Raw genomic sequence first — 20,462 nt, 5'->3', positions numbered from 1 at the left:
AATCATGAGGAAAACCGGCATCTGGGCAGTCCTATTGGTATATGCTTCCGCCTTCTTGATGATGTTCGCTTCCCCCTCGGCAACGCATGCGGATCCGATCGCCGCCGTCATCGATATCGATACGAGCGAGGCGATCTCCTACAACCCCGACTTTCGCGGATTGAACAACGAGCCCGAGCGCACGCCGATCGTGATGAACAATCCGGATGTCGTCGACGCGGCTCTGGAATACGGTCGCATCGGCTTCGTGCGCTGGCCGGGCGGCACCCCGACCAACAGCTTCTCGTGGAAGCTCGGTTTTACGGATTCCGAATTCACGGGCCAAGCGCAGAAGGAGCCTCGACGCTATTACAACCAGCTTTATTCCAAGCGCTACCAGATCGCCAAGGGCGGAGAGCAAATCTCCGACTACGTGGAATTCCTGCAGCGGACGGGAGCGAAGGCGGTCATCATGGTCAACGTCCTGCAGTACAATCCGGAGCAGGCGCGCGATCTGGCCAAGTATCTGTACGACAATCACGTGCCCGTCCTCTACTTCGAGCTGGGCAACGAGATTTCGTTCTACGTTCCGGACAGCGGCAACCAGCAGGCCGCGTTCAAGACCGGGACCGACTACCTGGACCGGGCCAAGGTATTCAACGACGCGATCAAGTTGGCATATCCGGGCGCCAAGACGGTCATCTCGATGAGCAACGGACAAGTGCAGAACTTCGACGAGGATGTATACAACTATCCGAATCGGTACTGGGACGCGATCACGACGCACCGGTTCGCGGGCAACGGAACGACCGCAAGCGCGGCGATGACGAATGCCAACGGCTTCCTGAACGGATGGGACTCCCTGATCCAGAATAATTACGTGGCCAACCTCGGCGATCCCGAGATCTTCATCGGGGAGCACGGCGTCCAGCTTGGCGGGCTGCTGGACAATACGCAGTACGGCGGCATCTATGTCAGCGAATCCGTTCTGCGCCTGGTGACGAACCCCCATATCTCCTATCTGGCGGGCTACCGCTTCGCCAACGGCGTGTTCACGCCCTCCGTCAACCATGGGACGCTGCTGGAGGACGCTTACCAGGACGGGACTGCCATCGATACATCGGCGCTGGATTTCGTGCCTTATTACAGCACGCCCGCCGCATCGCTGCAAGTCGTCGACGGAGCCGTCAATCAGGGCTCGACGGCTTGGGGCACGACGGTCACGGGCGGAGGAGACGTCAGCATGACGGGCGGCACGATGCCGGCGTTGTTCGCGCAGGCTTTCAAGGGAGATAACGGGAAGAACTACGTCGTTCTGACCAATAAATCCGCCAATGAGCTCGAGGCGGATATCCGAATGGACGGCAGCACCGTAACCGCCGCCATGACCAAAACCTACACGACGTCGGCCGATCCTCTGGCGACCAATAGCGCGGCCAGCCTGACGGTCGTCGCGGTGCAGTCCTCCGCTACCGGGAACCCGGTGCTCGTGCCTCCTTACAGCGTCATGAGGGTAGAGTGGACGCGCAGCGCGACTCCGGAAACTCCGAGAGCGCCCGCGCTCATGAATACGGAGGTTGGCAACCAGTCCGTGACGCTGAAATGGCAATCGAGCGTAAACGCGACGGGCTATAAGGTGAAATACGGAACCTCCTCCGGCAGCTACACGACAACCGTGGATGCGGGCAATGCGTTAACGCAGACCATCTCGGGACTTTCGAACGGAAGCACCTATTACTTCTCGGTGACCGCTTATAACTCGGGAGGGGAGAGCGCGGTTTCGAACGAGACGTCCGCGAAGCTGTCCGCGCCGGCGGCTCCGATGGCCAGACGGGCGTATGCGGAGACGTCCGGCAACATCGCCGTCGAGTGGCAGAGCGTGCCGGGTGCCGCGGGCTACAAGCTGAAGTACGGTCCCGCGCCGGGCTCTTACCCGAACGAGATCGACGTCGGCAACAACCTCGGCAAGCTCGTCACGGGCCTGACACCGGGCACGACGTATTACTTCGCGGTCACGGCTTATAACGGAAGAGGAGAAGGAGCCGCTTCGGCAGAGATGACGGCTGCCGCCGCGGGCGCGCTGCCGCTCGCGCCGCACGATGCCGCCATTACGAGCGAGAGCTCCACGTCCATCGGCATAAGCTGGGTTCCGACGCGAACGGAGACGTACCGCGAATTCTTCGAGGACGGCATGGCCAATTCCTGGACGGCCAAGACGGGAACTTGGTCCGTCGTCACCGACAACGCCCGGGGAGCGAGCTTCTACCAATCCTCGCTCTCGGGTACCGGACTGACGATATTCGACAGCAGCGCGACAGGCAGCTATGAAGGGGAAGCGATGTTCGAGCCGGTCGCGGCCGATGCCGGCAAAGCGGCATATGCTTACGGAGTCGTGGCGAGGTATGTAGACAATTCCAACTATTATAAGTTCGTCTACAACGTGAACGAAGACAAATTCAAAATCGTGAAGGTCTTGAACGGTACGGAAACCGTGATCGCCTCGAAGACCCGGGCTCAGGTATTGAACGGAGCGAACGCCGCGGCTTTGGATTTATCGCACCTGCTCCTGCATATCCGCGTCGACGGCAGCACGATCGAAGGCTCCGTCAACCAGTTCGGGCCGATTCTGACCGTCACCGACACGGCGCATCCGACCGGCAAGTTCGGCCTGTACACCTTGAACGAGCGGACGAACGTCAATTGGACGCGAATCTACCGCAACAACGCGGACAGCTACACGGTCTACCGGAGCACGCAGCCGAATACGAATTTCGCCGTTCTGCAAAGCGGCATTACGGGGACGTCCTATACCGATTCGACCGCGGCGGCCGGAACGACTTATTACTACCGGGTCACCGCCGAGAACGGCAACGGCTCTAGCTACCACCACTCCAACACGCTTCGCAAGAATTAAGGAGAGCGACAACGATGACGACCTCAAGCCAATCCAAGCATCATGCCTATATCATGGGGTACTTCCGATCCGGTCCGGGCCAGACCCACAAGACGGAGCAGCTTCATTATGCCTATAGCCGGGACGGAAAACACTGGTACGAATTGAACGGCAACAAGCCCGTATGGTCGGCGACGATAGGCGATGGGATCCTCCGGGATCCCTTTATCGGGCAAGGGCCGGACGGCAGGTGGCATCTGGTGTTCACGATGCGCCCGCAAGGACACTCGATCGGGTATGCGGTGTCCGACGATCTGATTCATTGGACGGGAGAAACCGCGCTGCCGCTTATGCGGGATATTCCCGACACGGTCAACAGTTGGGCGCCGGAATTCAGCTACGATCCGGCAACGAGCGAATTTCTCGTTTATTGGGCTTCGAGCACCGGGAAGGATCTGAGCAACAGCAAGCACTACTGCGCGCGCACAAGGGACTGGCTCGCTTTCTCGAAGACGGAATTGTTCTTCGATCCGGGCTTCCAGACTATCGACGCCAGCCTGGCGGAGCATGGCGGGAGCTATTATATGGCGGTCAAGGACGAAAGCCACGTTTACGAGCCTCTGAAGCGCCCTCAGCCTCCGATGAACTTCCTGGCCGTTGCCGAACGGCTGGAAGGACCTTACAAGAGGCTGCCCGGCATCCAGACTCCGGATTACACGGAAGGGCCGGCCTTTCTATGGATCGACGCCGAGCAAAAGTGGCTGCTGATCTATGATTATTGGGCTTACGGCAAATTCGGAGCGATGGAATCGGAGGACATGCTTCGCTGGTCCGCGGAGCTGGACGAGAGCCGGGTTCGGTTCCCATACCGGGCTAGGCACGCGAGCGTGTTCCCCGTCTCGGAGGAGCGGCTGCGCCGCTTGCTGGACCGGTACGCGCTGCTCGCGCATTACCGGACGGCGACTTACGCGCCGGTGCGGGTCGCCGCCCGGGAGACGGACGGTTTTATGCACGACGCGTTTACCTTGCGCTCGGTAACGATGCGGATCCATCCGAACTCGGAGATATCGGGCACGCAAGTGCTGTACGACGAAGGCGACGAGCGCAACGGGCTGGCGCTGCGGATCCGCGGCGGCCGGCTGGAAGCGGCCGTCTGCTCGGACGGCAACCGGCTGACCGTGACCGCCGATGCGGGACTTCTGGAACCGTCGCGTTGGCATGACATCGCGTTGACTTATGAAGACGGAACGCTAACCTTATACGCGCACGGACGCGCGCGAGCGCAAGGAATCGCCCCGTACGCGCTCGTCGGAAGCCATTCCGGCGAGGGCGGCTACGGAGGCCGATTCGGCGCGGACGCGTTCGGCGACCGTTCCGGCCGCGACGCGTTCGACGGCGCTATCCGTGACGTGCGCGTTTATTCCGTCCCGCTGCGGGAGAAGGATTTGGCGCTGGCGGCACAGTCGTAGCTCTCGCCGCCGGTTCGGGAGAAGGCGATTAGGGAGAGGTTATTTCGAAGCGGGTTGCAAGTCGGCGGAGAGATCCGCGGCAGGCAGCCCGCTTCGTTTCACGTCGACATCCGATTAGGAGTCGATCCGATCCTTATCTTCTGCCTCTTAAGCCGAGTCTGGACCGGGAGCCGCTCCGGTGAATGCCGCGCGTCTCGGCCATGTCGTCGCAGAAGACGTCCTTGGAGGAACAAGTGTAGATGTGCTGGGGAACCGGGACGCAGTGATGGCGGCGGATCACCTCGACATGGTGCACGACTTGCACGACTTGCGGATGATAGATGTCTTCATAGACAACCTGCGGCGGATCATAGACCGTTTTGGTCGGACATTTCGGGCAGTCAGACAAATCAGCCATCTCCTTTCGTGGGGTGTGCTCCATTATACGAACAAGGCGAATGTTATGCTTGTTTAAATGCCTACTGGCACCTGTCCTCCCCATAAACGGGCAGATGCTAGGGGAACGAGCTTCCGGGCAAGGCGAATATCGGAACGATGGGGACGATTGTCCGTGGAGGATAACTAAAAAAAGAAGCCGGTACCCGCCCGTGGGCGGATGCCGGCTTCCCTTGTTCTATTCGACGAATCGAATCGTGTTGTTCTCTAGCGACGCTACTCTCGCAAGCGATTCTACTCGGAATCCCGCGTCTAGCAGAACCTGGCGTCCGTTCTGGAACGACTTCTCGATGACGATGCCGATGCCGGCGACCTCGCCGCCTGCCTGCCGCACGATCCGGGCGAGCGCAAGGGCGGCTTGTCCGTTCGCGAGGAAGTCGTCGATGATGAGCACGCGATCCTCCGCGTTCAAGAACGACTTGGAGACCGTGATTTCGTTCTCTTCCTGCTTGGTGAACGAGTAGGCTTTCTCTGTATAAATATCATCGCGAAGAGTCAGCGATTTGCGCTTGCGAGCGAAGATCAGATCCACCTCGAGCCGCAGAGCCGCGAATACGGCGGGGGCGATTCCGGAGGACTCGATGGTGAGAACTTTGGTGATGCCGGCATCCGCGAACAGCTCCGCGAAGGTGTCGCCGATCCCGGACATAAGCACGGGGTCTATGCGATGATTGAGGAAGGAATCCACCTTGAGCACCTGGCTGCCGAGGACGACGCCGTCTGTCAGGATTTTGCTTTTGAGCGCTTCGATGACACATATCTCCTTTGTTCGCTTAAAATATCACCCTCCATTATACACGATCCTTCGCGGCGGATTCTCGTTTTTTTGCATCCCAAGAGGTTCGGCGTATATTTTGTCCTTCTCCCTGACACACTTTAGACGGTGCGTTTAATTGGCAAGGATAGGGAGGATTCCATAAGTTGAGAGCATACGGACAAATCTGGGGGCGTCGATTGTCGTTATGGACGCTGTTGATCGCTACGTTGACGGCAGGGGCTACCGGAACGGCGTCGGCATCGGAGGCGGGGGCGCAATCTGCCGGGCAAGCCGAGCCCTCCGGGGAAGTAGGGAGACAGATCGCCGTCGTCATCGACGATTTCGGCAACAACATGAAGGGTACCGCGCAAATGCTCGACCTGCCGATCAAGCTGACCGCGGCGGTCATGCCCTTCCTTCCGTCCACGAAGCGCGACGCGGAGGCTGCGTTCCAAAAGGGGCACGATGTCATCGTTCATATGCCGATGGAGCCCGTAAAGGGAAGGCCGAACTGGCTGGGGCCGAACGCGATTCTGACCTCGCTGTCAGACGAAGAAATCCGGAAGCGCGTGGAGATGGCGATTAGCGACGTCCCGCATGCCGTAGGAATGAACAATCACATGGGCTCCAAAGCGACCGCCGACGAGAGAGTCATGCGCATCGTCCTGCAAGTGTGCAAGGAGAAAGGGTTGTTCTTCCTTGACAGCCGGACGTCTTACAAATCGGTTATTCCGAAGGTCGCGGCGGAAGTCGGCATTCCCTTGCTGCGGAACAACGTGTTCCTCGACGACGTGTACACGACGCGGCACGTCTCCAAGCAGCTGCAGGTCGTCCGCGAGCATCTCGGCAAGCACGAGAGCTGCGTTACGATCGGGCATGTCGGTCCTTCCGGGCTGATAACCTCGGGCGCTCTTCGGGAAGCCATTCCCCAGCTGGAACGAGACGCAAGGTTTGTGAAGCTGACCCAGCTGCTGCCCCCGGATCCCCCGTTGCCGGCAAATAAATAATCCGAGAGGCCATCCTAAAGTTCGTAAACTTGGGATGGCCTCTATTGTCTCGATTTGCATCCATTCGGTTCTCCTCACGAAGGGGAAACGCAGAAGTAAGCGAGAATGCCGTCGGCAATCGCCAGGGCGACGCGCGATTGGCCGCGCGGAGAGATAAGCATCTCCCGGTCCCGGGAATCGCTAAGAAAGGCGGTCTCGACGATAACGCTGGGGACTTTGACCCGATTCAGCACGTAATATTTATTGCTCGGTACCGGCAATCTTCTCGAGCTCTGCTGGCGGTTCAGGCCATCTTGGATAAAAGCGCCGAGAAGGGCGCTCCGGCCTTCGTCTTGGTGAATGACGATAGGACCGCGATTGCCGCGTTTCTTCGACCAGTTCACATGGATGCTGACGAACAGCTCGGGCTCGATGACGTCGCTCAGCCCTTTCCGTTGGGCGAGGTCCCGGTTATGCCGGGAAGCGCTCTGCCATCGATTATCGTCGCTAAGGGCATAATCCCCGGTACGGTTAAGAACCGCCTTGATCCCGCGTCCTCTCAGCACGATGTACAGCTTACGGGAGATGGCGAGATTGATATCCTTCTCCATAACGTCGCCCCAATGAGTTCCGGAATCGATCCCTCCGTGCCCCGCATCGATCAACACTTCCGCTGTGGGAAGGGTGTGCCGGACATGGGATAGAGGCTCCGGGCTATCCAGCCGCTGCGGGGGAGGAGCCCACGCTCCTAGCAGTCCCGCTCCCGTCAAGCCGATGGCCGTCAGCCAAACGATTCTGCTTAAGCCGCCGCCGCGCAACAACATCCTCTCACGATCCTTTCCATTGGGAGTAAGCCGAGTTCCGTTTAACGCCTCTTTTATCGTGGCTCGGATAGGGGAATCTCATACGGCTATGTTAGATTGAGGTTCCGTTTGATTCGAGATGCGGCAGGGCATGCTAAGAAAAAGCAGAGGGAGGGATGACGGATGGCGGGAGAAGGCGCGGAATTGGCCAAGGAGATGTTCAAGCGAGTCGCGACGTATTTGACGACTCCTGCCCAGGGAACGAAGCCGGAGAAGGAACGCAAGCGCAGCCGCAGGCTTCCTTGGTATACCCACGTGTTCGGGGTGCTGCTGCCGATGGGCATGCATCTCTGGTGGCAACATAGGCGCAGAAACAAGCCGCATGCTCCCGGTTCTTGACCGAGGGCTGCGGCTTGTTTTCTTTATGGATAAAATAGACCCAGTTGATTCAGCGAGGCAAGAGGAATGAAGCGGGTTCCGTTCATGTCCAGCGCCGCGTCCAGCCTTCCGCTTGTCCACTGGTGATAGCCGATAACGGATAGAGCGTACAGCATCTTGTCGCCGAAAGGCTCGGAGACGTAACGGAGCGGCAGGTTATCGGATAACCGCTTGGAGAACGACGTTACGTCGGAGGCGTCGAAGGGCTTCTCGCCCGACAGCCAGGGCAGACGCTCATAGGGATCGAAGGGGGCGTTCAGCACAAGGGTCCGCGTTCGGTCCGGCGATCTATCGGAACCTTCGGAAGCCTTCGGGTTAAGAACGGATAAGGGCTTGGACCCGATCGCGATCGAGTCCCAGGATTCGGGGTTCAGCGGAAGCAATTCGTCGCTCTTGGCGTCGAGCCAATAGGTGTCGGAGCCGATGTTCACCTTCCAAACGGCGGCGAACGGATGGACATAATGCATGGTTGCCGTGTAGCCGGCATTCGACAGCGAGTCGATCAAACCGTTGGCGAACAGCGACTGCTTAAGCGAGGCTTCGTCGAAGAGCGGCTGTCCTCCGAGCCCGTACTCGCCCAATTGGTAAGTGCGATCGTCCGCGGCATAAGCGACCAGGTATCCGATCGCTTGCCCGTTCGGCTCGTGAACGGTAACGAGCCAGCCGTGCGTGCCGGGGCCGAGCGGCTGGATTCTCAGCTTCGAGTTTTTCCAAGAGGCGAATGCCTCCTGCTCGGATAGGGTGCTGACCCAGCTGGCCGCTTGCTTCATTAGGGTCTCGCGGGAGGCGGATTCGGCGGCGGTTAAGGCATGGACGGCAGGGCTGCTGCGGGCTTGCTCAATGGAAGCGGAGGCCGCGTTGCCGAAAGGCAGCAACATGGCGAAGAGAAGCAAAACCGGCGTGGCGGCGCGCAGCTTGATCATGGTTCGAAAGCTTGGCAAGATTCGCATGGGGATTCACCTTCCCTTTTCTACTCGGAATCCGGTCGGCCTGTCTTGTCCGCTTCTAGCATTATAATGGACAAGCGCTGCCGATCCTGTTAGAACGTGTCGGGCGCCGCATAGGGTGTCCGAACTATTTTCATCGAACCATAAGCTACTCAATGCCCGGCAGGTGGAAAATGCCGCAATTGATCACGGATAGAGAGACCCTCGGGCGATACTGCCAATCGATCTCGCTGGCGCGCTGGCGGTATCTGGCGGAGATCGCGTCCTTCTGCTCCTGCGTCGCCGATCTCTCGATCATCGGCTTGTAATACTGATCGACGCGCTCCAGCTCGTCGAGACGCCGCTCCTCCGCTTCTTCCGCCCAACGGAAGTCGCTCTGCTTGATCCGGCGCTCCAGAGAGCTCTCCAATTGGTTCATCGCCTTGCGTAGAGACAGCCCGTTGCGCAGGAGATGGACGTTGGAAGGAAGCCGAGGGGTGAGCTTCGTTTCCCTTAGGCGCGCGAGAAACCGTTCGTCGATGACGCCGGTCGCAAGCGAAATGCCGATCCCGTACAGCTCCTCGCGCCTCATGTCGCATTCGTAGCTGACCTTGAAGTTCGCGCCGAGCCATGCCGTATAGGGCTGGGAGCCGAGAGGATTGCCGGAGCCGCGCGACGGCTCGGCGAACAGGGTGACGCAACGCCCCGCCTGCTTGATCGTCTCGAAGAGCTGGGTCAGCCGCCTCGAGCCGAAGTAGACATCGTCCTGGATGACCCTGACGCCGTTCGGCAGAAGCGGAGCCGTCTGCGAGGCGGGCGCGGCCGGATGGGGATCGAACAGGCTGGCATGCGTCGGCGCCGAACCGGATGCGGCCTCGTTGTCCGTTTCTCCGGGCGCCGCGAAGTTCCAACGGAACGTCATCGTCTCCGGTTCCGTTCCGGTCCGATCGACGAAGTTCCAATAGTAAGGACGGTTGGTCAGCGCCCGGTCCGCCTCCGGGGACAGCTTGACGGTGACGTGATAGGGGCTTTTCTCGATAATGTGGCACTGCGTCGCCTGCAGATAAGCGAGGGCGAACTTCTGCGCTTGCTTCGCGTTCATGGCTTTCGCTCCTTCCGCAGTTGGTTCTTCGCGTCGAGAAGGGAGTCTCCAAGCCCGTCTATCTTCTTGCGCAGGTCGGAGGCGTCGCTCGATTCCAGCACCATTCTCGCCAGCTTGCGTTCCAGCGATTCTTCCTTTTCCATCCGCTCCACGATCTCGTCCAGGTCCCCGATTACCATTTCAAACATGTTGATTTTCTCATGGAGCAGGTGTACGATATGTTCCTCAATGGTCCCGTACGTGCACAGGTTGAAGATATTCACGTCCTCCGTCTGGCCGAGACGGTGGACCCGGCCGATTCGCTGCTCGACCCGCATCGGATTCCACGGAAGATCGAAGTTGATGATATGGTGGCAGAACTGAAGGTTGATTCCTTCCCCTCCTGCCTCGGTAGCGACCATCACTTGGGCCCGCCTCCGGAACAAATCCATCATCCAATCCTTCTTACCCCGATTCATGCCCCCGCGATAGGGGACGGCCGTCAGGTCGTGCTCCTTGAAGTAGCGGATCAGGTAATCCTGGGTGGCGCGGTACTCCGTGAACACGATCACCTTGTCGTCGATATTCCGGATGATCTCCATCGTTTTCTCGGCTTTGGTGTTGGATTTGATGTTGCGAATGAGGTCTACCAGCTCCCAGATCCTGTGCTGAAGAGGAGAATCGGGGGTGACCTTCTTCGATAGGTTGATCAGCGTCAGGAACACGGCGTCCCGGCTGGAGCACACCTCGCGCTGAAGGGTGACGAGAGACAGCATGCTGGCCATGTCGCCCTTCTCCGAGCGGGTATGCTGCCGAACGTATTGCGTCACCCCGTCGTAGAGAGCCTGTTCGTCGTCGGAGAGATGGAGCGGGACGTTCGTCACGGACCGCTTGGTGAATTCGAGCGAGCCGTCGCTTCGCCGGTTGCGGATCATGACTTGTCCCAGGGCGGCATGAAGCCGGTCCTCGTTCTTGGCGGTGCGCCGATCGGCCACGAAGTTGCTTGCGAATTCGCCTTCGCCGCCGAGTTGGCCGGGCTTCAGCAGGGTAATGAGATTGTAAAGCTCGTTCAGGTCGTTCTGCACGGGAGTCGCGGTCAGCAGCAGGCAATATTTCTTGCGCAGATCGCCCGCGAATTGATAGTTGCCCGTTCGTTTATTTTTAAGTTTGTGAGCTTCGTCGATGATAAGCATGTCGTACTCGCTGTCGAGAATGACGGCGCGATGCGGGTCGCGCTTCGCCGTGTCCATGGAAGCGACGACGATGTCGTTCGCCCAGTGGTAGCCTTTCTTCTGGGCGATCGCGGAGATGCCGAACTTGGCGTTAAGCTCGCGCACCCATTGCAGGACCAGGGAGGCGGGCACTAGAATCAGAGCGCGCTTCACGAGACCCCGCACCATATATTCCTTAAGAATAAGCCCGGCTTCGATCGTCTTGCCGAGTCCGACCTCGTCCGCCAGGATGGCACGGCCCCGCATCTCGTGCAGGACGCGCCGGGCGGTGTCGAGCTGGTGCGGAAGCGGCGTGAGTTGGGGAAGCACCCGCAGCGATTGGAGCTCGTGGAAGTCGTCGATGCGGCAAGCCTCCTCGGCTTCCCAAGCCATCTGATACAGACCCCAATCGTCCCAGGGGCCGTTGCGCTCGATCCGTCTCTCCAGCTCTTCGAACGAGCTTCGGTCGACGTAGAGATCGACGAGCGGATGGAGCTTGCGGGCAGGCTGCGCCGGCTTCGGTTGGTTATCGGTGTCGGAGCCCGGAGCGGCCAGGCCGTCAATGGACGTCTTAACCTCCTCGGCGGCGGGGGTGACGGTCAAGTTCTGCAGCGGATCGTAGCTCAACGTGGGTCAGCCTCCTAGCTCTGTCTATCGCGAGCGGCCTGTGCCTCTAATGCTGCGTCTCGCGTGGCGGAATAACCTTTAGTATGAACCAACGATAGGAATTCAAACCTAATCGGACTATGAAAAAGAGAGATATTCGGAGGATGAGCGAGGGTGTTCGACCTCATCGGGCATCTTTCGAGGAGACAGGTCTTTTGTTCGGTGGAAGCCCCATATGTGGTGTAGTATAATGAGAAACGCACACTATATATTGAAATTTTACATACATTGTTGGATGATGAGAGTATGAGGAACGTTGCTGCAAAGCCAATAAGAGAGGGTGTACCGGATTGAAGACGACGGTGGAGACGAAGCGGTTAGAAGGACTAAGCGAGAAAATTTTCCTGGACCGGTATGCTTGGAAGAACGCGGAATCCGATCAGGCGAAGGTCGGCGACGTCGTCCTCGTGCTGACGAAGGACGATCCGAAGTTCCCGGCGAAGGAAGTCGGCGAAGTGATTGCCCGGGAAGGACGGATCGCGACGGTTCGGACGAGAAGCGGCGAAGTCGTTCAATCCGAGGTGGAGAAGCTTACTCTGACGATAGAGAAGACTCCCGAAGAGATGTGGGACCGCTTGGCCGGAGCGATGTCGTCGGTCGAAGCGCCGGAGAAGCAGAAGGAATGGCAAGAGAAGTTCCGCTGGCTGCTGGACGATTGGAAGCTCGTTCCGGGCGGACGGATCGCCGCGGGAGCGGGCGCCAGCGACGAGCTGACTCTCTTCAACTGCTACGTGATTCCTTCTCCTAAGGACAGTCGCGGCGGCATCATGGAGACGCTGACCGAGATGACCGAGATCATGGCTCGCGGCGGCGGAGTCGGCATCAACCTGAGCTCGCTTCGTCCTCGCCGCGCGGTGGTCAAGGGCGTGAACGGCTCCTCGAGCGGCGCGGTATCGTGGGGCGGCCTGTTCAGCTACACGACCGGCCTGATCGAGCAAGGCGGCAGCCGCCGCGGCGCGCTCATGCTCATGATGAACGATTGGCATCCGGACGTCGTCGACTTCATCACCGTCAAGCAGACGATGGGCCAAGTGACGAACGCCAACCTGTCCGTTTGCGTAAGCAACGGCTTCATGAAGGCGGTCAAGGAAGACCTCGACTGGGAGCTCGTGTTCCCGGACACGAAGGATCCGGACTACGACGCGCTGTGGGACGGCGACCTCGACAAGTGGAAGAAGGCGGGCAAGCAAGTCATCCCGTACCGCACGGTTCGCGCTCGCGAGGTATGGAACACGATCATCGAGTCCGCCTGGAAGTCGGCCGAGCCGGGCGTCGTCTTCATGGAATACTACAACCAGATGTCCAACAGCTGGTACTTCAACCCGATCATCTGCACGAATCCGTGCGGCGAGCAGGGACTTCCGGCTTGGGGCGTCTGCAACCTGTCGGCGATCAACCTGTCCAAGTTCTACGACGCCGAGAAGCACGACGTCGCTTGGGAAGAGCTCGGCCGAGTCGTTCGCTACTCGACGCGATTCCTTGATAACGTCATCGACAAGACGCCTTATCACTTCCCCGAGAACGAAGCGAACCAGAAGAAGGAGCGCCGCGTCGGTCTCGGAACGATGGGTCTCGCCGAGCTGATGATTCGCCTGGAGGTTCGTTACGGCAGCCCGGAGAGCCTGGAGTTCCTAGACAAGCTGTACGGGTTCATGGCCAAGGAAGCGTATCTCGCTTCCACGGAGATCGCGGCCGAGAAAGGCTCGTTCCAAGCGTTCGAGGCGGAGCCGTTCCTGCAAAGCGGTTTTATGAAAAACATGCATGAAGTGTACCCGGAAGTGACGGAAGCGGTTCGCAAGAACGGCATGCGCAACGTCACGGTGCTCACCCAGGCGCCTACCGGCTCCACGGGCACGATGGTCGGCACGTCCACGGGCATCGAGCCGTACTTCGCGTTCGAATACTTCCGCCAGAGCCGCCTCGGCTTCGACAAGCAGCTCGTGCCGATCGCGCAAGAGTGGAAGGACGCGCATCCGGGCGAGGAGCTGCCGGAATGGTTCGTCACCGCGATGGACTTGTCCGCGAAGGATCACATCCGCTCGCAAGCGGCGATCCAGCGCTGGGTGGACAGCTCGATCTCCAAGACGGCGAACTGCCCGTCCGACTTCACGGTCGAAGAGACGGCCGAGCTGTACGAGCTCGCGTTCGAGCTCGGCTGCAAGGGCGTTACGATCTACCGCGACGGCAGCCGGGACGTTCAGGTTCTGAGCACGTCCAAGGACGAGAAGAAGGACGAGGCTCCGGCAGCTTCGGAATCGGCTGGCGCATCGGTAGCGGCAGAATCGGCTCCGGCGGCGGAAGCTCCGGCTACGGCCGGCGAGACGGCCGCGATCGGAACGCTTGCCGAATCGCTTCCGGTGAAGGCGACTCCGCAGCAGCTCGGCGTCTTCGACAAGCAATACAAGAAGCGTCCTAAGGTGCTGCGCGGCGCGACGTACAAGTTCAACACGCCGTTCGGCATGGCGTACATCACCGTCAACGACATCGACGGCACGCCGGGCGAGATCTTCCTGAACGTCGGCAAGGCCGGCTCCGACGTGTTCGCGATGGCGGAAGCGCTCGGCCGCGTCTGCTCGCTGTTCCTCCGGTACGGCGACCATGGCAACAAGGTGCAGCTGCTCGTCAAGCACCTGAAGGGCATCGGCGGCTCCGGCGCCGTCGGCTTCGGCCCGAACCGCGTCGAGTCGATCGCGGACGCCGTCGCCAAGGCGCTCGAGCTGCACGCCGACCTGCTCGCCGAAGAAGAGCAATCGGCCGCCGTCGAAGCTCCGATCGCCGCGACCTCCAGCGCGTTCAACGTGCTGAACGACCACGGGCATGGGGGATCGAGCTCGCTAGCGCCGTACGCGTCCAAAGACTTCTGCCCGTCCTGCGGCTCGGCTTCGCTGCTGAACGTGGAAGGGTGCAAGACCTGCGCGAATTGCGGGTATAGCAAGTGCAGTTAAGATAGGATGAGGAAAGCCCCCGGGGACGGGGGCTTTTTTCATTTGAAGCAGAATCAACCTAAATTCGGGAGACTCGGAAAATAAGTTGTAGACAAAAGGTCTCCTCTCCATTATTGTGCAGGGAGAACCGTTTCTGCGAATCTCTTTTCAGAGAGCCAACCAGACGTAACAGGAGGAAGAGGTGCGGATGATGCATCCTTATCGCAGTCTCGTAGCATAGCGAAGAGAAGGATTGCGCCATCAAACAAACAGCAGATGGGAAGCACTGGCGCCAGTGTTTCTCCGTCTGCTTTTTTCGATTGCAATGGTTGTCGCCAGTACCGTAGGTTTATTCCGCCGAAAAACGTTTAAAACAAAAGGCAACCCTGTGACCGTATGTCTTCATCAATGGCCGTCCGGAATACTCTGCATGCGAAGCGAGCTTGCGTCGGGCTAGAATATAAGAACATAAAAAAGATCGCCCATATTCTTCAGTGTATTCTACTTCGTTGATCCAAATCTCATATACGGTGCCCGAGGACTCATAAAGACATGGCTTTAATTTTGTCTATTACGGAATTCTTGGGGGGTACACCCATGATGCTTCTTGAAGATCTTAATGAAGTGCGGAGGAGCCAGGAAGCCGAGCTGGCTGCTGATCTCCGCGATCTTGAGCTCCGTATCGCGCAGGAGATAGGCGGCTCTCTCCATTCGGGTCCGATAGAGATAGTCTCCGATCGTCTCCCCGGTGATCGTCTTGTATACCTTGGACAGATAGACGGGATGAAGCCCGACATGATCGGCTACGAGCTGAAGGGAGATGCCTGCAGCCAGATTACCCTGAATGAACGCGCGAACCTTGGAAGCGATCTGACGATGGGCATCCTCCATTCCGTCGGAAGCTTTGGCGCGAATAGCCCCGATCCGGCTCTCGGCCCAATCGAGGATTCGCTGTCGGGAGAGATGGCTTTTCTTCCTTAATAGCAGGTCGAATTCCTCTCCGAGCTGCTCCTCCACGGTGCCGTCCTCCGCCGAGAAAGCGAGACTGAAAGCGGAAGAGAGGTAGAGCAGAACCGTAAGCAGATGATCCGGAGTTGGCTCGGCATCGGCCTCGTTCCTGAATAACATTCTGCGAACTTTAGCCAACGCTTCGGCCCAATTGCCTTCTTCCAGCAGAGAAGGAAGCAGCGGCGGCTCAAGAAGCGAGATTCGCCGCCTATCGTTAACAGGAGCGAGAGCGTCTTCCGTCGAGATAAAATAACTATGATGACGCCCCGCATTCCGTTGGATAGATGATATCGAAGACAGGTACGTTTCCGATAAGCCGTTTGGGAATTCGCCGATTCCGCTCAGGCAGATCGTCAGGGAGCCTTTTAAGAATTTCTGAACGTGGTTCTGGAATTTGACCGCGTAGGAATCGGCCAACGCCATTCCATCCTCGACACGGCTGCGAAGGAGGAACACCAGATATCCCTGCTCCGTCGCGCCGTGCCAAACCTCGTACAAGTCCTGAAGCACTTCTTCCGCGATATTGCTTACGGCGTATTCGAGCAAGGACAACGACTTAAGGTCGTAGCCGGAGAAGTCCTCCTCCAGACGGACGACCATCATCCGATACGGGCCTCCAGACCGAAAGTCCAAGCCAAGAATCGAGAGCCTCTCTTCGAGTACATCGCTGCGAAGCGGCCTATTCCGAAGCAAGTCGTTAAGCAATTGGTTCCGAAGCATGGGCAGGTTCGCATGCAGGGTTTGCTGCAATCGCCTATGCGAGCTGATCTCCAGCCATTCACGTTCGATATCCTGGATGCCCGATCTCACGGCCCGGATTAGTTCCTCGATATCGACCGGCTTCAGCAGGTAGCTCATCGTTCCATATTGAATCGCCTTCTGGGCGTATTCGAATTCATCGTGACCTGACAATATGATACAGCGAATCTTGCGCGAGAAGCGGCGGATACGTTCGATAAGTTCAAGTCCGTCCGTCTCAGGCATACGAATATCGGTCACCAGCACGTCGATGGCGTGCTTGTTCGCGATCTCCAACGCTTCTTCCGCAGAATAAGCGCAATGGACTTCTTCGATACCGTAGTCCTCCCAAGAAATCGTTAACGCCAGACTGTCGACGACAGACCGTTCGTCATCTACGATCAGCAATTGATACATGCGTTAATCCTCCTTCACAACAGAAGCTTTCCAATGCAGTACGACCGCCAAACCTCCCTCGGGGCGGGGTTCGATCTCCATTCCGGAGGGAGGATCGAAGTGTACGCCCATTCGTTGGGAGACGTTCCATAAGGCTCGTCCCATCGAATCGTCAGGCGGCAATTGCAGTCGTCCGAGCAGATGCCGGATCTCCTCTTCGGACATGCCTTTCCCATCGTCTTCTACTCTGATTTCATAGGATCCGTTCTTTAGCTTTCCCGATACCTTAACCCATCCCGAGCTTCTTTTGTTCTCGATCCCGTGAATGACGGAATTCTCGACCAAAGGTTGAAGCAGCAGCTTAGGTACTCGAAGCCGAAGCATGGGCTCCGGTACGTCGATCTCGTAACTCAGCCGATCCATCCGCAGGCACTGGATTTCCAAATAGTTGCGCACGACACCAAGTTCCTTTTCCAAAGTCGTTATCGGCTCATCCAACCGGGTCGAATAGCGGAAGTATTCCGCCAGGTTTTTGGTCATCGCCGTGACGGCTTCATCGTTCCCTAATCGGGTCATATTGTTAATGAAGAATAAGCAATTGTACAGAAAATGAGGGTTAATCTGAGCCTGAAGCTGTTTAACCATAGCCTCTCGGGAGGCAATTTTTTCTTTATATACTTTCTCGATCAAATCTTCGATTTGAGCCGTCATGTCGTTAAAATTCTCGTACAGGATATCGAACTCGTTGCGGCTGACTTTCTTGATTCGGTAAGAGAAGTCCCCGTGCTTAAGAAGGCGGACTCCCTTTAACAATGTGACGATCGGAACTTGGACCTTGCGATAGAGGAACACCGCGATTAGGACTCCGGCAAGGAACAGAGCGATGCAAGCCGCATAGAAGTAATTCTGCGTTCGGACGATAGGCTGCAGCGCTTCATTAGAGGGCAGATAATCGATTAGGTACCAACCGAGCGAATCGGCGAGCAAATAATTGACCATGTACGGGGTTCCATCCAACTTGACGATGGCGGTTCCTTCCGGCTTGACCAGCCTCAGATTGGCGATAATTCCTTCGATTCGCTTCGGATCCGAATCACTGTTCGCAATGATCGAGGCGTCGGCTTTGTAGAAGAACGGATCATTGTGTTCGATTTTCGCTTGATCGAGCATCTGCCGGATGTTGTCCCGTGGAAAAGAAACTTGAATCGTATATCCGGTATGAAATCGATAAGAGATAAATGTCTCCCTGGCTACATCCAGGATCCATTTGTCCTCGTCGGCTTTGTTCGGAACCGATAGAGGAGTAGGGGAGGAGCCGATCCATTGATCCAGAACGGGAGAATAAATGGCAATCTGATTGTTCCAGCCCTCCGAGAAGCTCTGAAGGTTCATTTTGTCCGTCAAATCCAGAATGAGCTTTACCTGATCATAGCTGTCCATAAGGTCGATAGAAGGCAAAAGCCCAAGTTTCTTATCGGCTTCGAGCGCCATGCCCAGCATATCCAATTGTCGTACGCTATGGTCCAGATTGTTCACGACGAAACGGATGCGATTCAGATTATTCGTTTGAATGTCTTGTTTGACCGTGGACAGGCTGATGTTGATCGTATAGGAATACATAACGATGACGATCGTCGTCGTCAGCGCAAGCAGCAGAAGGACGCTGTAGAAGGTTCGGTATTGTTTGAACATAGATCCGGTCCCTCGTTTTGTCGAATTGGATGCCTTGTCTTCGATTATAGAACATATCGCGTACGAGAAGGGAAGAAGTTAAGATTGCGTTATTCGTCCTTTGGAATGCATTATTTCGCCTGTCTAGCCGCGGTTTTACAATGAAGGCATCTCGTATGACAACTCAACATGGGAGGATATCATGAACACGGCAACGACCATCAAGAAAAAAGAGAAAATCGTAAGGCGAAAAGATAACTGGCAGTTGTATCTCATGTTATCGCCGGCGGTGGTTCTCGCGTTTATTTTCGTTTACATCCCATTCGGCGGAATCGTTATGGCTTTCCAAGATTATAAGCCGTACTTGGGCATATCCGGTTCGAAGTGGGTCGGATGGGAACAATTCAAGTTCATGTTCGAATACCCGGATAGCGTTCAGGTGTTCTGGAACACGCTCCGGATCTCTTTGCTTAAGTTGTTCTTCGGTACGGTCTCTACTCTGACGTTCGCTCTTCTCATCAACGAGGTTCGCAAAAAGTTCCTTCGAAGCGCGGTCCAGACATTCGTGTTCTTACCCCATTTTCTGTCTTGGGTCGTGCTCGGCGGAATCTTCCTTGAAATTCTCGATCCGACGAACGGATTGGTGAACGAGGCCTTGAAGGTCATAGGCTTTGACCCGATCTTCTTCCTCGGAGATAATAACTGGTTCGTTATTACGGTTGTCGCGAGTGATGTTTGGAAGGAGTTCGGTTATGGTTCCATCGTTTTCTTAGCCGCATTGGCCGGAATCAATCCCGCGCTCTATGAAGCGGCTCAATTGGATGGGGCGGGCCGTTGGAAACAAACGCTGCACATCACGTTGCCATCTATTGTCCCAACGATCGCCGTCGTGCTTACGTTATCGATCAGCCAGGTGCTGAATGTCGGCTTTGATCAAATCTTTAACTTGTACAATCCTCTAGTATATGGCAAAGGAGACATTATCGACACCTTCGTATACCGAATGGGGCTAGTTGATGGCAATTACAGCTTCTCCACGGCAGTCGGTCTCTTCAAATCCGTCGTCAGTCTCTTCCTCATTCTCGGCGCATACCGAATCGCTTATAAGGTCGCCGGCTATAAAATCTTCTAAGGAGTGAATTCACTTGCAACCGACGACTACAGCCGAGCGTTCATTTCAAATTTTCAATCAAATTCTGATGGTATTTCTCGCCCTGGTTTGTTTGGTGCCGCTGCTTCATGTGCTTGCGCTATCTCTAAGCTCGAGTGCGTCCGTCATGTCCAATCAAGTGACGTTCTGGCCGATCGGTTTAAACTTCAATTCTTATGAGAAGGCGCTTGAGAATCCGACTTTCCTTCCGGCATTAGGGTTATCCGCAAAGCGTACGATCCTTAGCCTGGCTGTCAGTCTCCTCGTGAACTGTCTAGCAGCTTACGTTCTGTCTAAGGGAGGAGGCCGGGACGGAATTGCCGGTTACAAGGGGTTTGTCGGTTTCTTCATCGTGGCCATGCTATTCAATGGAGGCATGATTCCGACCTACCTTCTCGTAACCAAGATCGGGCTATATAATTCGATCTGGGCTCTTATTTTGCCGAGCGCGGTCAACGTATTTTACTTGATTCTGATCATGAACTTCTTTAAGGCACTTCCTAAGGAATTGGAAGAGGCAGCCTTTATGGATGGAGCTAATCACTGGCAAGTGTTCGCGAGAATGTTTCTACCGCTTTCGTTACCGGTTCTGGCTACCGTCGGCTTATTCATGGTCGTGAACGACTGGAATGAATGGTTCATGGGCTCGATCTATATGAAAGGCGACAACGTTCCTCTTAGTACGCTGTTGAAGTCGATCATTTCGGTTCCTATCGTGGATGCATCCAATGCCAGCGAGGTGGCCAAACTGAATAATCGCTCCATTCGAGCCGCCCAAGTTCTAATCGGGGCGCTGCCGATTCTGCTTATTTATCCCGTTCTTCAACGTTTCTTCACGCAAGGAATTGTCATCGGCGCGGTCAAGGAATAGAAGAGCCCTGCCGGCCATGTTAAGATTCCGTTATGCCAGGTTTGTTTCGCGCTATATAAC

General features: G+C 56.9%; 15 protein-coding genes. 7 read left to right on the top strand and 8 right to left on the bottom strand.

Features of this window, described 5'->3' with window-relative positions; translation table 11 throughout:
- The first annotated feature begins 4 nt into the window (after nucleotides 1–4).
- Together H7B67_RS11015 and H7B67_RS11010 are read left to right on the top strand one after the other, a co-directional pair.
- A complete protein-coding gene (locus H7B67_RS11015) occupies nucleotides 5–2,893 on the top strand; it encodes a fibronectin type III domain-containing protein (protein ID WP_185119872.1) in 2,889 nt (962 codons plus the stop codon).
- A gap of 14 nt (nucleotides 2,894–2,907) precedes the next feature.
- Entirely contained in the window at nucleotides 2,908–4,341 is a 1,434-nt protein-coding gene (locus H7B67_RS11010; protein ID WP_185119871.1) for a LamG-like jellyroll fold domain-containing protein, read from the top strand.
- Nucleotides 4,342–4,474: 133 nt separating this feature from the next.
- Here H7B67_RS11010 and H7B67_RS11005 read toward each other — a convergent pair whose 3' ends face one another.
- Together H7B67_RS11005 and H7B67_RS11000 are read right to left on the bottom strand one after the other, a co-directional pair.
- A complete protein-coding gene (locus tag H7B67_RS11005; RefSeq protein ID WP_185119870.1) occupies nucleotides 4,475–4,729 on the bottom strand; it encodes a hypothetical protein in 255 nt (84 codons plus the stop codon).
- 225 nt (nucleotides 4,730–4,954) lie between these two features.
- Nucleotides 4,955–5,527, bottom strand: a complete 573-nt coding sequence (locus H7B67_RS11000; protein ID WP_185119967.1) for a xanthine phosphoribosyltransferase — start codon at nucleotides 5,525–5,527, stop codon at nucleotides 4,955–4,957.
- Nucleotides 5,528–5,697: 170 nt separating this feature from the next.
- Between H7B67_RS11000 and H7B67_RS10995 the strand changes: the two genes are divergently transcribed.
- Nucleotides 5,698–6,540: a divergent polysaccharide deacetylase family protein gene (locus tag H7B67_RS10995; protein WP_185119869.1), complete on the top strand. Its 843-nt coding sequence runs from the start codon at nucleotides 5,698–5,700 to the stop codon at nucleotides 6,538–6,540.
- A gap of 74 nt (nucleotides 6,541–6,614) precedes the next feature.
- Here the strand turns inward: H7B67_RS10995 and H7B67_RS10990 are convergent, their stop codons facing one another.
- The gene (locus tag H7B67_RS10990; RefSeq protein WP_185119868.1) at nucleotides 6,615–7,343 is read right to left on the bottom strand and encodes an N-acetylmuramoyl-L-alanine amidase family protein; all 729 of its coding nucleotides are present in this window, start codon (nucleotides 7,341–7,343) and stop codon (nucleotides 6,615–6,617) included.
- Nucleotides 7,344–7,505: 162 nt separating this feature from the next.
- On the opposite strand from H7B67_RS10990, the gene H7B67_RS10985 reads away from it, so the two are divergent.
- On the top strand, nucleotides 7,506–7,721 hold the full coding sequence (locus tag H7B67_RS10985) for a YqzE family protein (protein WP_185119867.1): 216 nt from the start codon (nucleotides 7,506–7,508) through the stop codon (nucleotides 7,719–7,721).
- A 23-nt stretch (nucleotides 7,722–7,744) separates the two neighbouring features.
- Here H7B67_RS10985 and H7B67_RS10980 read toward each other — a convergent pair whose 3' ends face one another.
- From H7B67_RS10980 to H7B67_RS10970, 3 genes are all read right to left on the bottom strand, one after another.
- The gene (locus H7B67_RS10980) at nucleotides 7,745–8,710 is read right to left on the bottom strand and encodes a hypothetical protein (RefSeq protein WP_185119866.1); all 966 of its coding nucleotides are present in this window, start codon (nucleotides 8,708–8,710) and stop codon (nucleotides 7,745–7,747) included.
- 145 nt (nucleotides 8,711–8,855) lie between these two features.
- The gene (locus H7B67_RS10975) at nucleotides 8,856–9,788 is read right to left on the bottom strand and encodes a YqhG family protein (protein WP_185119865.1); all 933 of its coding nucleotides are present in this window, start codon (nucleotides 9,786–9,788) and stop codon (nucleotides 8,856–8,858) included.
- Nucleotides 9,785–11,533 carry a DEAD/DEAH box helicase gene (locus tag H7B67_RS10970; RefSeq protein WP_185119966.1) on the bottom strand — a complete coding sequence of 583 codons (1,749 nt, stop codon included), beginning with the start codon at nucleotides 11,531–11,533 and terminating at the stop codon, nucleotides 9,785–9,787. Before H7B67_RS10970 ends, H7B67_RS10975 begins: the two co-directional genes overlap by 4 nt.
- 401 nt (nucleotides 11,534–11,934) lie before the next feature.
- On the opposite strand from H7B67_RS10970, the gene H7B67_RS10965 reads away from it, so the two are divergent.
- Nucleotides 11,935–14,589: an adenosylcobalamin-dependent ribonucleoside-diphosphate reductase gene (locus H7B67_RS10965; protein WP_185119864.1), complete on the top strand. Its 2,655-nt coding sequence runs from the start codon at nucleotides 11,935–11,937 to the stop codon at nucleotides 14,587–14,589.
- 537 nt (nucleotides 14,590–15,126) lie between these two features.
- Here the strand turns inward: H7B67_RS10965 and H7B67_RS10960 are convergent.
- Both H7B67_RS10960 and H7B67_RS10955 read right to left on the bottom strand, forming a co-directional pair.
- Nucleotides 15,127–16,731, bottom strand: coding sequence for a response regulator (locus H7B67_RS10960; RefSeq protein ID WP_185119863.1), 1,605 nt, complete (start codon nucleotides 16,729–16,731; stop codon nucleotides 15,127–15,129).
- Nucleotides 16,732–16,734: 3 nt separating this feature from the next.
- Complete coding sequence (locus H7B67_RS10955; protein ID WP_185119862.1) at nucleotides 16,735–18,402, bottom strand: sensor histidine kinase; 1,668 nt, start codon at nucleotides 18,400–18,402, stop codon at nucleotides 16,735–16,737.
- A 181-nt stretch (nucleotides 18,403–18,583) separates the two neighbouring features.
- Between H7B67_RS10955 and H7B67_RS10950 the strand changes: the two genes are divergently transcribed.
- Together H7B67_RS10950 and H7B67_RS10945 are read left to right on the top strand one after the other, a co-directional pair.
- Nucleotides 18,584–19,513, top strand: coding sequence for an ABC transporter permease (locus H7B67_RS10950; RefSeq protein WP_185119861.1), 930 nt, complete (start codon nucleotides 18,584–18,586; stop codon nucleotides 19,511–19,513).
- Nucleotides 19,514–19,526: 13 nt separating this feature from the next.
- Nucleotides 19,527–20,402: a carbohydrate ABC transporter permease gene (locus tag H7B67_RS10945; RefSeq protein ID WP_185119860.1), complete on the top strand. Its 876-nt coding sequence runs from the start codon at nucleotides 19,527–19,529 to the stop codon at nucleotides 20,400–20,402.
- Nucleotides 20,403–20,462 lie beyond the last annotated feature (60 nt).

This window comes from Cohnella thailandensis, from assembly GCF_014212135.1.
Classification (GTDB): Bacteria; Bacillota; Bacilli; order Paenibacillales; family Paenibacillaceae; genus Cohnella; species Cohnella thailandensis.
The sequence above is the reverse complement of the archived record's forward strand: the minus strand, read 5'-3'. Positions and strand labels throughout refer to the sequence as shown.